This is a genomic window from Kitasatospora sp. NPDC002543 (assembly GCF_053594915.1).
The window spans coordinates 1-14,120 of sequence record NZ_JBSFWR010000024.1; the positions used below are offsets into that span (position 1 = coordinate 1).

General features: G+C 71.3%; 10 protein-coding genes and 1 pseudogene. 5 read left to right on the forward strand and 6 right to left on the reverse strand.

Translation table 11 applies throughout. The annotated features are described in order from the left end of the window. The 5 genes from ACWD4P_RS13455 to ACWD4P_RS13475 all read right to left on the reverse strand — a co-directional run. Positions 1–3,461, reverse strand: a 3,461-nt coding sequence (locus tag ACWD4P_RS13455; RefSeq protein ID WP_449779721.1) for an amino acid adenylation domain-containing protein, incomplete at its 3' end; no start/stop codon positions are given. Between the two features lie 204 nt (positions 3,462–3,665). Further along, on the reverse strand, positions 3,666–4,673 hold the full coding sequence (locus tag ACWD4P_RS13460) for an asparagine synthetase A (protein ID WP_449779692.1): 1,008 nt from the start codon (positions 4,671–4,673) through the stop codon (positions 3,666–3,668). 145 nt (positions 4,674–4,818) lie between these two features. Next, positions 4,819–5,343 carry a helix-turn-helix domain-containing protein gene (locus ACWD4P_RS13465; RefSeq protein WP_449779693.1) on the reverse strand — a complete coding sequence of 175 codons (525 nt, stop codon included), beginning with the start codon at positions 5,341–5,343 and terminating at the stop codon, positions 4,819–4,821. A 699-nt stretch (positions 5,344–6,042) separates the two neighbouring features. After that, entirely contained in the window at positions 6,043–6,276 is a 234-nt protein-coding gene (locus tag ACWD4P_RS13470; RefSeq protein ID WP_359816888.1) for a hypothetical protein, read from the reverse strand. 185 nt (positions 6,277–6,461) lie between these two features. Beyond that, a complete protein-coding gene (locus tag ACWD4P_RS13475) occupies positions 6,462–6,686 on the reverse strand; it encodes a hypothetical protein (RefSeq protein WP_449779694.1) in 225 nt (74 codons plus the stop codon). Positions 6,687–7,016: 330 nt separating this feature from the next. Here ACWD4P_RS13475 and ACWD4P_RS13480 point away from each other — a divergent pair, with 330 nt between their 5' ends. The 4 genes and pseudogenes from ACWD4P_RS13480 to ACWD4P_RS13495 form a co-directional block, all read left to right on the forward strand. After that, a complete protein-coding gene (locus ACWD4P_RS13480) occupies positions 7,017–8,024 on the forward strand; it encodes a LuxR C-terminal-related transcriptional regulator (RefSeq protein ID WP_359816892.1) in 1,008 nt (335 codons plus the stop codon). 264 nt (positions 8,025–8,288) lie between these two features. Beyond that, complete coding sequence (locus ACWD4P_RS13485; RefSeq protein ID WP_449779695.1) at positions 8,289–8,579, forward strand: hypothetical protein; 291 nt, start codon at positions 8,289–8,291, stop codon at positions 8,577–8,579. A gap of 16 nt (positions 8,580–8,595) precedes the next feature. Then, the gene (locus ACWD4P_RS13490; RefSeq protein ID WP_359816896.1) at positions 8,596–9,060 is read left to right on the forward strand and encodes a hypothetical protein; all 465 of its coding nucleotides are present in this window, start codon (positions 8,596–8,598) and stop codon (positions 9,058–9,060) included. Positions 9,061–9,296: 236 nt separating this feature from the next. After that, positions 9,297–9,451, forward strand: a pseudogene (locus tag ACWD4P_RS13495) (phosphorothioated DNA-binding restriction endonuclease); the annotation flags it as partial. Here the strand turns inward: ACWD4P_RS13495 and ACWD4P_RS13500 are convergent. Continuing rightward, positions 9,451–11,352, reverse strand: coding sequence for a DNA/RNA helicase domain-containing protein (locus tag ACWD4P_RS13500; protein WP_449779696.1), 1,902 nt, complete (start codon positions 11,350–11,352; stop codon positions 9,451–9,453). The pseudogene ACWD4P_RS13495 and the gene ACWD4P_RS13500 overlap by 1 nt on opposite strands. Before the next feature lie 657 nt (positions 11,353–12,009). On the opposite strand from ACWD4P_RS13500, the gene ACWD4P_RS13505 reads away from it, so the two are divergent. After that, positions 12,010–14,085 carry a DUF2075 domain-containing protein gene (locus ACWD4P_RS13505; RefSeq protein ID WP_449779697.1) on the forward strand — a complete coding sequence of 692 codons (2,076 nt, stop codon included), beginning with the start codon at positions 12,010–12,012 and terminating at the stop codon, positions 14,083–14,085. Positions 14,086–14,120 lie beyond the last annotated feature (35 nt).

Sequence of the window (14,120 nt, forward strand, 5' to 3'; positions counted from 1 at the left end):
CCGGAGAGGTCGGTGCGCAGGACGAGGGTGTTGACGAAGAAGCCGACCAGGTCGTCGAGGGCTTCGTCGGTGCGTCCGGCGATGGCGGTGCCGAGCGGGATGTCGGTGCCGGCGCCGAGCCGGGACAGCAGAGCGGCGACCGCGGCGTGCAGCACCATGAACAGGGTGGTGCCGCTCTCCCGGGCCAGCGCGGCCAGCCCGGCGTTCAGCTCCGGGTCGACCACCGCCGTCACCACCTCGCCGCGGTGCGAGGCGACGGCGGGCCGCGGCCGGTCCAGCGGGAGGGCCAGCTCCTCGGGGAGGCCGCGCAGCAGCTCCGACCAGTGGGCGAGCTGTCGGGCGGCCGGGCTGTCGGCACCGTCGAGGCCGTCGGCACCCTCGGAGCCGTTGGCGCCCTTGGGGTCGGCCGGGTGGTGTTCGTCGCCGAGCAGGTCGCGCTGCCAGAGGGTGTAGTCGGCGTACTGGACGGGCAGTGGTGCCCAGGTGGGGGCGGTGCCCTGGGCGCGGGCGGCGTAGGCGGTGGAGAGGTCGCGGGCGAGCGGGGCCATGGACCAGCCGTCGCCGGCGATGTGGTGCAGCACCAGGACGAGGACGTGGTCGTCCTCCGTGAGCTCCAGCAGCTCGGCGCGGAACGGGATGTCGGTGGCGAGGTCGAAGGCGTGGGCGGCCGCGCGGGCGACCCGCTCCGCCAGTTCCTCCGCCGATACGACGGCCGTGAGCAGCGGGATCGAGGCGTCCGGCACGATCTCCTGGTACGGCTCGCCGTTCACCGCCGGGTACCGCGTCCGCAGGGCCTCGTGACGGTGAGTCACGTCGTCCAGGGCTGCCTGGAGGGCCTGTCGGTCGATCGGCCCGCGCAGTCGCAGGGCCAGCGGGATGTTGTACGTCGCCCCGCCCTGCTCCCACTCCCGCAGGAACCAGAGGCGCTGCTGGGCGTACGACAACGGCAGCGGCTCGGGCCGGACGGCCGTCGCGGTGAGCGCCGGGCGTCGCTCGCCGCCGTCCCGCAGCACTGCGGCGACGCCGGCCACGGTCGGGTCGCGGAAGAGGACCGCGAACGGGACCTCGGCGCCCAGGGCGGCCCGGATCCGGCTGACCAGCTTCATGCCGAGCAGTGAACTGCCGCCCAGGTCGAAGAAGTTCTGGTCGATGCCGACCTGCTCCCGGCCGAGCAGCTGTGCGAACAGTGCGCACAGCACCTCCTCCTCCGCCGTGCGCGGGCCGCGCAGACCGTCGGTCGGCTCGGCGACCGGGGCGGGCAGGGCGGCGCGGTCGACCTTGCCGTTGGAGTTGAGCGGCAGCTCGTCGAGGACCACGAAGGCGGACGGGACCATGTACTCGGGCAGCAGCGCGGCGGCGTGCGCGCGCAGTGCGGCGGTGTCGAGCTCGGAGCCGTCGCCGGGGACGACGTAGCCGACCAGCCGCTTGTCGCCGGGCCGGTCCTCCCGGACGACCACGGTGTGCAGGCCGACGCCGGGGAACGCGGCCAGTGCGGCGGAGATCTCGCCGAGCTCGATCCGGAAGCCGCGGATCTTCACCTGGTGGTCGGCCCGGCCGACGAAGTCCAGAGTCCCGTCGGGCAGTCGGCGCACCAGGTCACCGGTGCGGTAGAGCCGGGCACCGGGCTCGAAGGGGCTGGCCACGAAGCGCTCGGCGGTCAGGCCGGGCCGCTGGACGTAGCCGCGGGCGAGGCCCTCACCGCCCAGGTACAGCTCGCCGGTGACGGCGACCGGGACGGGGCGCAGCGCGTCGTCCAGGACGTGGGCGTGCACGTTGTCCATCGGCCGGCCGATCGGCACCGTGGCGCCGACCCGGTGCGGGGCGCGCAGCGGGAGGGCGGTGGCGAAGGTGGTGGTCTCGGTCGGGCCGTAGACGTGGACGAACTCGGTGTCCGGGCACAGGTCGAGGACCCGCTGGATGGCCTCGGGCGAGCAGGCCTCGCCGCCGCTCCACACCTGGCGCAGGGTGCGGAAGACGGTCGGGTCCTCCTCGGCGATCAGGTTGAACAGCGCGGTGGTGAGGAAGGTGCTGCTGATGTCGTGCTCCTCGGCCAGCCGGCGCAGCAGCGGGGCGTCCAGCTGCCCGGCCGGGGCGAGCACGGCCTGGCGGCCGGAGAGCAGCGGCACCCAGATCTCGTAGGTCGCGGCGTCGAAGGCGTGTGAGGAGTGCACCAGCACGCGGTCCTGGGCCGTGCCGTCCCAGGAGCGGTCGGCGGTGAGCGCGAGGATGTCGCGGTGGCTGACGGCCACGCCCTTGGGGGCGCCGGTGGAGCCGGAGGTGAACATCACGTAGGCGAGCCGGTCCCCCTGGACGGACGGCGTCCGGGGCGCGCTGTCGGGGCAGTCCGCGAGCTCCGGGTCGGCGTCGACGGTGAGGGTGCGGACCAGGCCGGCGAAGGCCTCGCCCGGGGTGGTGGCGAGGTCGGTGAGCAGCACGGGGGCGCCGGTCTGCTCGATGACCGAGCGCATCCGGGCCTCGGGGTAGGTGGCGTGCAGCGGGACGTACGCGCCGCCGGCCTTGAGCACGGCCAGCAGGGCGACGATCAGCTCGGCGGAGCGTTCCATCAGCACCGCGACGGCGGTCTCGGGGCCGACGCCGAGGCCGGTCAGGCGGTGGGCCAACCGGTTGGCGCGGCGGTCGAGTTCGGCGTAGGAGAGCGGGCCGTCCGCGGTGCGCAGTGCCACCGCGTCGGGTGCGCGGTGCACCTGGGCGGCGAAGGCCGCGACGACGTTCTCCGGGTAGCCGTCGGTCGGGGCGGCGGTGTCGTTCCACCCGGTCAGGGCGGCGTGCCGGGAGCGCTCGTCCAGGAGGTCCAGCTCCTCGGCGGTGCGGTGGTCGCCGCCGGGGCGTCCGGCGGACTCCAGCAGGGCCAGCAACGAGCCGTGCAGCACGGCGAGTTCGGCGGCCCCGACGCGGCCGGGGCCGGACCGCAGGGTGAGCAGGCCGGTGGCCGGGTCCAGGGCGATCACCAGGCCCTCGTGGCCGCCGTGGCCGGCTGGCGCGCCGAGCAGCACCAGCGGGCCGGCCGCCCCGTAGCCGTCGCGGCGGGCGGCCGGCAGTGCGGCGGCCAACTCCTCGGCGGGGACGCCGCGGTGGGCGACGGCCTCGGCCGTGGCGGCCGCCGCCCGGCGGGCCAGCTCCGGCAGGGTGGCGCCCGGGGCCGGGTCGAGCCGGACGGGCAGCGCGCGGTGGCCGGGCGCCGGGACGGCGACGAGCGGGTCGGCTCCGGGGCGGATCCGGCCCAGGAAGGCGGCGGTGAGCGCGACCAGCACGGCCTCCGGGCCGGTGCCGGCCAGCTCGGCCAGCTCGTGCAGGCCGGCCACCGCGGTGTCCGTCAACTGCCCGGACACCGGGGCGGGTTCGCCGTCCTCCGGGGTGACGGGCAGCAGCGGCCCGGTCTGTCCGGTGAGTCCGGCGAGCCGCTCCTGCCACCACTGCTGCTCGTCACGATCGGCCGACATCTCGCTCACTCCGCCTTCTCTGCTGCTGTCTCTCGGTACGGTGATGTGTTCGCCCGGCCCCGGGCGTTTTCCCGGACCGGTGTTCCGGGGCCGGTGTTCCCGTTCGGTGTTCCGCGTTCGGTGTTCGGTGTTCCGTGGACGAATCGTTGGACCGAAACACCGGGCCGAAACACCGGCTCGAACCTCGGCCCGGGAATTCCGGGATCAGGCCGAGTGGACGCCGGGGACCTTCGGGTAGGCACTGGCCTGCCAGACGTATTCGACGCCGGTGATGTACCGGGTCAGCCGCTCGAATCCGATGCCGAAGCCGGCGCTGCCCGGAATTCCCTCCCGGACCATGTCCAGGTACCAGCCGTACTTCGCCGGGTTCTCGCCGGTCTCCCGCATGCGGGTCACGATGCGGGCGTACTCGAACTCGCGCTCGCTGCCGCTGGCCAGCTCGCCGTAGCCCTCGGGGGCGAGCAGGTCGAAGTTGCGCAGCAGGCCGGGCTGTTCGCGGTTCTCGCGGTCGTAGAAGCCGCGGGAGCCCTTGGGGTAGTCGACGACGAAAAACGGGCGGGAGGCCTCGCGGGAGATCTCGGCCTCGGCGGCCCAGTCGATCTCGGCGTGCGGGTCGCCGCCGGTCCGGTCGATCGCCGCGGTGTGGGTGATCACGTCGAAGGGGTTCTCCAGCAGGTCGGCGAAGGCCGCCGGGTCGCGGTCGAGCTTCTTCAGCTCGTCCGGCATGGTGGTGACGATCTCGCGGACCGCGGCCACCACGATGTCCCGGGCGACGCCCATGATCTGCTCGCGGGTGTAGCCCGCCACCTCGACGTCGATCTGGTGGAACTCCGCGAGGTGCCGGCTGGTGTTGGCCGTCTCCGGCGGCTCCAGGCGGACGTTGGGGGCGATGCAGAAGATCTTGTCGAACGCGTTCAGCGCGGCCTGCTTGTAGAGGATGGCGCTGGTCATCAGCTTGTAGGGGCGGCCGTAGTAGTCGATGTCCACCTGCTTGGCGCCCCGGCAGCCCGGGTCGGTCACCGGGCCGATCACGGGGGCGTGCAGCTCGGTGAATCCGTTCTCGTCGAGATGACGGCGGATCGCCATCAGCATGCGGTGCTGAATTCGCAGGACGGTGCGGGTGGTATCGGAGGAGAGGTGTTCGCGGGGGGTCCCGGGAAGCGGGCGCTCCACCGTCGCGATCGGTGATTCCTGCTGCTCGTGCTCGGACATGCCGGGGCCCTCGCTTCTTTGTGGGCGTCTTCGTGGAATTCCTGCAGGGGTGAATCTAGGCGGTGGAATTCCGGCCGGGCGGCAGTTCCGGGCGGCAGCTTCCCGTCACCCTTCAGCGGCAGATTTCCGGCCGGTGGGGGAGGGTTCACCCCTGGTCGAGCCGGCGCTCCAGGAACGCGACACCGCGGTCGACGGTGACCAGTCGCCAGTTCTGCTTGGCCATGTCGTTGAGCGCCTCGGCCCAGTCGCCGTCGCCGGAGTCGACGGACAGCGATTCGAGCAGCATCGTGGCGTACTCGAACTCGATCTCCCTGGGCGAGAGCCGGAGCTCCACGTAGTCGGACCGGTCGATGTCGGGGCACGGAATCGCGGCGCGCTCGAAGGCGTCGCGCCGGTCGGCCTCGAGCCGCAGGGCGTCGGCGAGCATCCGGACGGTGTCGCGGCGGGGCCGTTCGGCCCGGCCGCGCTCCAGATCGCGGATGGCGCGGACGCTCATCGCGGAGAAGTCGGCGAGCTGTTGCTGGGTCATGCCCTCCTCGGCGCGGAAGAGCTGGAGAAGGGATCCGAAGCGATTCACCTTGTGAGACGTCTGCACTGCTTCTCCACTGGGGTGGCTGGTACGAGGTGAGGGTGGTGTCGGGTGGTCGGCCCGTGCGGCCCGTGCGGGCATGGGGGCGGGGCGGCGCGGGCCGCGGCGGCGTTCGGTCGACGGGCGCGTGCGGGCAGGCGAGTGCTGCCCTCCGGGGCCGGGGTGTGCTCGGCGGCCCGTCCCGGCTGTCCCGAGGCAGGGGTCAGGCCGGGGCGCCGTCGGTCGTCGGTGGGGGCCCTCGACCCTGGCCGGTTGCGGCCTCGGCGGTCCGAGCGGTCCGGGCGGCTCGGCGTGACGAGCAGCGCGACGGCGCGGGCACGCGGGCACGCGGACGGAGGGCCGGGGTGAGCGGCGTGAACGAGGCGGATGAGGTGATCGAGGTGGATCGAGGTGAACGGACCGGACGGGGACGTCACCGACCGGTGCGCGGCGTGACGGCCCTCCGGTCCGGCGGGCGCGCGGTGCGACGGCGGTCCGGCGCGACGGAGCCGCGCCCCGGGCGGGAGCGATCGCTGTGACTGCTGTGACTGGTGTGACTCATGGGGCCTGTGGGGTGGCTGGGATCACCGTCGCTCGTCGGGGCACGGCGTTCGCGTCGGCGGATGGCCGGTTCACGCCTTCAGTCGCCGACGGTGATGTGGTACGGGACATTCCGGTTCCGGGTGGTGCCGGGACGCTCCGGATTCTGGCCGGAAAGGGCCGGTGGCGGCCGGAAGGGGTCGGCGGGGCCCTTTCCGGCCAGGGGCGCCCGGGCGGCAGGGCCCGGGCGGGGGCCCGCGGTCAGTCCCAGCCGGTGGTCTTGGTGGCGGTGCTGCTGGGGGTGGGTGTGGCGACGGCCGGCGCCGGGGCCTGCCGCTGGGGGGTCGTCGTGTCCGTCTCGGTGGACGAGGCCGAGGTCCGGGCGCCGGTGTGGGAGCCGGTGGCCGCGGACGTGGTGGCGGCGAGGCAGAGGATCGGGGCGGCGACGAGGGTGATCACGGCGGCGGACTTGACGGACGACAGACGGCTGAACACGACGGGCGTCTCCTCGTTTCGTTGGGGGTGCGTGTCGGTGGATCGGGGGCACGTGCGGTGGTGCTCGCGGCGGCCGGGCCCGGTCGGGACCGGGTGGTTCCGGCCCAGCCCGGCCCGGGTTCCGCGGTTCGCGGAGGTCGCTCCCCGGCCGGTGACATCAGGTTCCCGTGCCGGGGCGTTCCACGCTAGCTCTGATCGCTGTCCTGAAGCGGCAGTCGCATAGTCCGTCCATCACGACCGGGGAGTTCGAGCAGGCGGTCGTAGTACTCGGTCACCAGGGCGCCCGAGCAGGTGAGCAGGACGGACCCCCGCAGGATCGCCTCGCGTTCCAGGGCGCGTTCGGTGACGGTGCGCGCGACGCGTTCGGCGGTGATCAATGACCGTGTCGCGACGTAGAAGCTGATGGTCACCTCTCCTGGGTCCAGGAGGTGGACACAGAGGTGTTCGACTTCCGTCTGGGGTGTGGCGTGGCGGAGGAAGGCCTCCGTCAACGGCTCGGGCTCGGCGGGCGCTGTGGCGAGTCGGACTCGCGCCTGGACAAGATGCACCATTCGAGCTTGGGCACGGGGCCCCGGCGGGGGCAAGGCGGGTCGGCGTCCGCTGTATGCAGGGTCATAAACCGGCCAGTGTGGACGGCGGTCGCGTCGATACGCCCCGGTTCAAGAAGGATGGCACCAATCGACTTTATGTTCGGCGTGTTTTGATGCGACCCTCGTGGCAATTGCGTGACTCAAGGGGGGGTGAGTTTCGTGCTGGACGCGCTGGGCCTGGACGGCACCTGCACGAATGTCTATCGGGCACTGCTCGCGAATCCGGATGCCGGGGTGGGGGAGCTCTGCGCCATCCTCGGAATGGCCGAGAGTGACCTGAGGGCGGCTCTCGACAAGCTCGGCACGCTGGCGTTGATCCGCCCGTGTCAGGACGAGCGGCGGGTCTACCGCGCGGTCGACCCGGAGCTGGGTCTCCAGGCGCTGATCGTCCAGCAACAGGAGCGGCTGGCGGCCGAGCAGCAGCGGGTCGAGCAACTCCGGCTGGCCGCCGTGCAGTTGGCGGCCGACCTGGCGGTGCACCGGCCGCGGCACAGCGTGCCGGACATCGAGCGGCTGAACGGCATCGCCGAGATCCGGGACCGGATCCGGGTGCTGGTGCGAGAGGTGCGGAGCGAGGTGATGACGCTCGCTCCCGGTGGCGCCCAGAGCGCGGCCAGCATGGAAGCGGCCAAGCCGCAGGACGAGGAGCTGCTGGGCCGCGGGGTCCGGATGCGGACCCTCTACCTCGACAGCGTGCGCAACAGCCCCGCCACGGTGGCGTACGCGAAGTGGCTGTCGGCGCTGGGCGGTGAGGTCCGTACGGCGCCCTCGCTGCCGATCCGACTGATGATCATGGACCGGAGCGTGGCGATCGTGCCCACCGACGGGGAGAACAGCGCTGCCGGCGCGCTGGTGGTGACCGGCAACGGCACGCTCACCGCGCTCTGCGCGCTGTTCGACTCGGTCTGGGACCAGGGCGTCCCGCTCGGCTCGGCCGCCCGCGACCGCGACGGGCGCGGCCTGACCGCCCAGGAGTCCGAGGCGCTGAGGATGCTGGGCCAGGGCCTGACCGACGAGGCGGTGGCCAAGCGGCTGGGTGTCTCGCCGCGCACCGCCCGTCGGATCGCCGCCGACCTGATGGAGCTGCTCGGTGCCCGCAGCCGCTTCCAGGCCGGCACCCGGGCGGTGACGCGGGGGTGGCTGACGGGCGAGGAGTGAGCCGGCGCGGGGACGGCTGACCGGCGGGGAACACGTCGGCGCGGGGCACGTCGGCAGGAGTGCTTCGGCAGAGGCGCTTCGGCAACGGGGAGCCCCGGCGGAGCCGGCACCGGCAGGGCCCAACTGCCGCCGCCAACTGCCGTCCCCCGGCACCGGACCTTCCTAGAGTGGCGGCCGGCCGAGGACAGGGCGCTACTCCTGTTGCCTGCGCCCGAAGTCCGGTCGTTCGACCCCACTCGACCCGCTCGACTCAGGAGAGGCTCCATGAAGCACACCCGAATCACCGCCACCGGCGCGGCCGCGCTGATCGCCGCCGGTCTCGCCGTCGCCGGCGCCGCCCCGGCGAGCGCCGCCCCCGTCAAGGCCGAGCGCATCACCTCGGCGCAGCAGCTGCACGAGAGCCTGCGGCAGGCGGTCGCGCTCGAGCAGACCCGGATCGGCGAGCCGAGCGCCGGCCCGGTGGCCGGCGGTGCCCCCGTGCTGAGCCAGAACAGCGTCGGGCGGGTCGCCCAGGCGAGCATCGGCGCCGGTTCCGAGATCCCCACCCCCTGCTGACCCGGAGGTGAGCACCGTGGGAACCGACGAGTCCACCCGGTCCTGGTGTCCGAGCGGCGACGCGCACGCCCCGGAGGCGGTCGTCCTCGGGGTGCGCTCCGGCGCGGACGGCCAGGTGACCTACCTGGCCGACCCGGTGCCGGCGGCCGACGTGCTGGGAGCCGTCCCGGAGGGGATCTCCCCGACCCGGGTGCTGCGGTTCGCGTCGCACTGCGTCTCGAACTGCATCAACCGCGAGGGCGACAGCTGCACCCTGGTCGACCGGGTGCTGACCGTGCCGTCCACGGCCGAGGCCCGTGCGGTTCCCCGGTGCCACCTGCGGGCCCAGTGCCAGTGGTGGCGCCAGCGTGGCGTGGACGCCTGCCACCGCTGCCCGGCGGTCTCCACCTCCCACTACCAGGACGACGAACTGTCCGAGCTGGTGGCCGATCCGGCCACCACGCCCGAGCAACTGGCGGCCTGGATCGCGGAGACCGGCTGACCGCCCGAGACCGCCCTGCCACCCGGGGCCCGGCCCACCACGGACCGGGCCCCGGGCCTTCGCGTGCCCGCGGTCAGGCGAATCACGGGCGCGGCCTGACGATCGCGGTGCCCGCGGGACCAAGTCCCCTCCACGTATGCCGCGTAGCCGGCGTAGTGTTCACCGTGTGCAGCGCGGTCGAGGAGGAACTGAGGTGGCTGCTCGAAAAGTAGGCCGTCCCGTCCGAGCATTCCTGCGCCAGCGGGGCTACCGGGAGGCTCGTTCCCGAGTTGCGTCCGGCGCTGAGGAGGGGGCGGCGCTCCTGGGGTGTTTGGCGCAGGTGCACCTGGACTTCCACCTCCCGCCTTCGCTGCACACCGACCCGTGTGAGGCGGTCGGTCTCGACCTGGATCAGTCGTGGCGGCCGTGCTCTACTTCGATCTGTCCTACCTGCTGTCCGGTTACCAGTTCCCGCAGTTTGGCGCGCGTTTCCGGGTCCGTCGAGTACACGACTGTGCCGATCATTCCGCGGGTGAGCAGCACCTTGTAGGTGTTGCGGATCAGGCGGTCGATGTCGGCATCGCTGGTGGACTTGCGGAACACGGGGTCCTTGGACGCCATCCGGTCGGTGACCCACCGGTCGGTCCGCCAGACGAGGTCCGGCCCGAGGATGACACCGCTCCAGTCGTACTCGAAGCCCTGAGCGGTGTACACGCAGCCGACCTGGCCGAAGCCGGCCGGGTCGGTGGCCCACAGTGCGGCCGGCGGGGCGCCGGCGATCGAGCGGTCACCGTACACGTTCCAGGGGCGGGCCCAGTCGCCGATGTGCACGTCGAGGGGGAGCGGGTCCCCGGCGGCGACCTTCGTGGTCCACTTCCAGCAGTACCCGGCCGACATTCGGGCGCCATAGCCCTCCGCGCGACGGGCGTCGAGGAAGGCCTCCAGCTCCTGGGGGCTGTCCACGACTTCCAGGGCGACTTTGCCGTCGGGCTCCCAACCGGCGGGGCCACCGGCCTCGAGGTTCAGCAGTCGCACCACCCAGTTCAGGTAGGCGTCACTGCCGCCGCAGCGGAACTGGCTGTCCAGCTCCACCACCTGGCACTTCAGGCCTTTCACCGCGGCGGCGGCCCGGATCTGGGCCACAGTGCCCATCTCGCCCGGCCGGACGACTTGGTGCTCGTCCAGCAGGAACACGGGCACCCGGGCGGCGTCGATCAGCTCCTCGATCTGGGCCTTCCCCGTGCGCTGGGCAGCCCGTGTGTAGCGGTTGGCCGAGGTTTCCCGGATCCGGTGCGCCTCGTCGCAGATCAGCACGTCCAGACCATTGCGCTCGGCGGTCATGAAGCTGTTGAAGTACTTGAACAAGTCCTGCACGTCACGCTTCCGTGCCCCGGCGATCCGACGCATGGTGGTGGTGAACGAACTCGATCCGGTCGCGTGCAGAGCGGTGACCCCGCGCCGGTACAGATCACCCAGGAGGGACAGGGCGATGACGCTCTTCCCGGTACCCGGGCCGCCCGTGACGACGACGACCTCCTTGTGATCGGACTGCTGCGCCTGGCGGACCGCGCGCAGCACCAGCTCGTAGGCGACCCGTTGCTCGTCGAGAAGGACGAACTGCTCCCGCTCGCGGACCTCGTCGGCGGCGACCGCCATCAGCTGCTTGGACGGGGCCACCTTGCCCGCGAGCAACTCGTCCGCTGCCTCGGCGCCGGAGACCGGCTTCAGCTTCGATCGGAGGTACCGGACGAACTCCCCGCGGCGCTCGGCGGTGAAGAGCCGGCCGCGCTCGTCCTGCGGTACCTCGTAGAGGCCCTGGACGCCGAACTCCGTCGCGTTGTGGAGGAAGGCCACGCCGGAGAGCCGCTCGGGGTGGGCGGCGAGCGCCCCGTTGAAGGAGATGAGGTAGTCGCAGTAGCTGCGGACCTGCTCGATCGGGTTCAGCACCGGGCGGGTGTATGCGTCGACCCGGCAGAGCAGGGGCTCGCCGTCCTCCGGGAGCGCGCTGCTCCACTGCTTGAGCTCGACCACCACGTACGACGGTTCGCCCGTGCTCGGGTGGACGCCGGCGAGTACGACGTCGGCGCGCTTGCTGTTGAGGGGCAGCGAGTACTCGAGGAGGACCTCGACCATGCCGAGTCCGGCGTCCAGGAGCGCGTTGGTCAGGACGGGGATGCTGCGTTCCCAGGAGCGCACCTCGGACGGGCTGGGCTGGTGGCCGTGCTTGTGGATGAACTGGTCGATGAGGCGCACGAACAGTGATCCGGCCAGGCTCTCGGCGGCGACCGCGGACGCGGAGTCGCGGAACAGCAAGACATGCTCCCAGGCAGCACGAAGTGACTCGTGCGGGTGGGGGCATGTCCCGGAAGGGAAGCCCGGCGGGCCGCGCTGATGACTGGGCCAACCTATAACGGAGTGCCTGAGCGGGGGTCCGAGTACTTGTGCATCCAGTGTCGCGTGACGGATCCCGGTGTCTTGTCCGTCCAGTGACTGGATCTACTCCCGCGGGGTGAGGCCGCCACGTAGGCGGGCAGCGGGAAGACGACGGACCAGTCGGAGTTAGCGGGCGATGAATTCCCGTGACCGCTTGGTCAGGTGGAGACGGACGTTGTCGCGGACCAGCACGATCGGGCTGGCGAGCGCTGGAACCGGGTGCAAACGAGCAGGTCACGGGGGATCCGGGCGGGCCCTGGGCGCCCAGGCGGCCCCTTCTGCCGGACTCCGGTCTCTTCGAGCCGGCGGCGCCACCGCTGGATGACAAGCAGACCGCCTGCCCGGGAGGTCTTGCACGGCTGGATCTTCGCCCGGGTCGATCTCTTGACTGGAGTGCCGTGGATGTTCATTGTGTACTGACGGCCGCTTCTGCAACTAGGATCTGCAGTACTGTTTGCGGCCCGACAGGCTTCCCGCCAGGACATGCCCCCACCCGCACGAATCACACGTCTGGTCTGGGGGAGTCCCTTCGTGCCCATGCTCCTGCTGAAGTTGTCGGCGCAGGATCTGCTCACTCTGAACTCGCGTCGCCGGATGGTGCCGCATCTCGCCGAACGGTGGCGAAAGTTCCGGGAGCACGAGGCTTCGGAGACGGAGCGGCTCGCGTGGGCAGAGAGTCTGATCTGTCTGGCGAACGATTTGGTCGCCGCTGATCGCGGCAATGTGCAGATGGTCGTCGAGTGCGCCGCGACTGCCGACGAGGACATCAAGGGGAGCAGCCCCAGGCTCGTGGACGTCGTCCTGGTGGGCCGCCATCCACGAGAGGGTCGGCCGTCCGTCCAGTTGGTGGAGCTGAAACGCTGGTCGACGGTGACCAGGGTCGAGCGGGCCTTTGCGGATCGGGTCTACGTGGCAGGCATGGCGAAGCCCAAGAAGCACCCTGCGCTGCAACTGCGCGAGTACTACTTCGCGTTCACCGGCAGTCGGGGCCCCTTCGGCACGGCCGACATCGAGTGCGGTGGCTTCGCCTACCTGCACAACGCCACCGAGGTCTCGGTCCGTCCGCTGCTCGACGTTGACGCACCGACGGGTGCCTATGCGCAGGTGTACACCGGTGATCGTCGTCGCCAGTTTCTGACCGACTTGCGGGAACACTTTGCCGCCGACGGCGGCGGCGCCGAGGCCGAGCTGCTACTGCGGGGCCTCGGTGTGCGCAACGCACCGCTGCTCGACGCGATGATGTGCTCCCGGGGCACGGACACGGTCTTCACCTTGCGCGGGCGGCAGAAGTACGTGGCTGATCAGATCCTGGAGAGAGCTGCCAAGGTACTTCCCTCCTCGAAGCAGCCCGCGCTGGTTCCGGACGAGCGACGAGTGGTCTTCCTGGTGACCGGCGGCGCAGGCACCGGTAAGAGCGCTATCGGCCTGCAGATCAAGGCGGCGCTGGAGGCCGATAGCCGGAACGTCAACTACGCCAGCGGCAGCAGGGCCTTCAACGCGGCGATGAAGGAGCACGTCGGTGTCGGTGACCGGGAGTTCAAGGAGACCTTCACCTACTTCTTCGATTACGTCACGACGCCCGACCCGCCGCTCGATGTTCTGATCTGCGATGAGGCACACCGACTCCGTGACCGCTCCGAGAACCGGTTCTGGCCGCCGGAGAAGCAGGGATCTCGGCCGCAGGTGGACGAACTCCTCGATGCGTCCCGGCTGACGGTCTTCTTCCTCGACGAAGGCCAGGTCGTTCGTCCGAAGGAGGTCGGTACGGTCGACCTGATCCAGCAGGCGGCTGATCGGCGCGGAGCCGAGGTGGTGCGGTATGACCTCCGCGAGCAGTTCCGATGCGGTGGCAGTGACGCGTACGTCCGCTGGGTGCACGCGCTGCTCGGTCTGTCGGATGACGAACCTGAGCACTGGACGCCGGACGGCTTGATGCATGTCGAGGTGGTGGACACACCGGACGCGCTCAAGGACATCATCCTCGGCGAGGAGAGCGCCGGGGCATCCGCGCGTATGGTTGCCGGCTACTGCTGGCCTTGGACCGAGCCTCTGGGTCGGGAAAAACGGCTGGAGCGGGATGTCAGGATCGGTGACTGGCATGAGCCGTGGAACGCGAAGAGCGACAGCTTCTGCGCGGACGGCGCCCCGCCCGGTGTCAGGTGGGCGATGCACGAGAACGGCATCGGCCAGATCGGCTGCGTGTACACCGCACAGGGCCTCGAGTGGGACTGGTGCGGAGTGATCATGGGCGATGACATGGTGCGCCGGGATGGCCGGTGGGTGTTCCGCCGAGGCAAGGAGACGGAAAAGTCGGCGCAAGGCGTGAGACGGGTGAGAGTCCCGGGATCGCTTGATCCGAAGGTCAGTGCGAGCAGCGTCGGTGACGAGGAGTTCGCCCGCCTGATTCGGCACGCCTACCACGTGCTGATGACTCGGGCGAGCCGGGCGACGCTGCTCTATTCCACGGACGAGGAAACCCGGGCCTACCTCAAGGGCCTTGTCGGGGAGACCGAGATCCACGGATTGCGGCCGACTCGGGAGAGCTTGCCATGGCATTACGCGCGTCCGAAGCGGGGACGGAAGAAGCCCAAGAACGACCTTCGGCTGTTCTGACAAAAGGTGTGGAAAGGTGGAAGTGGCGGGCTCGC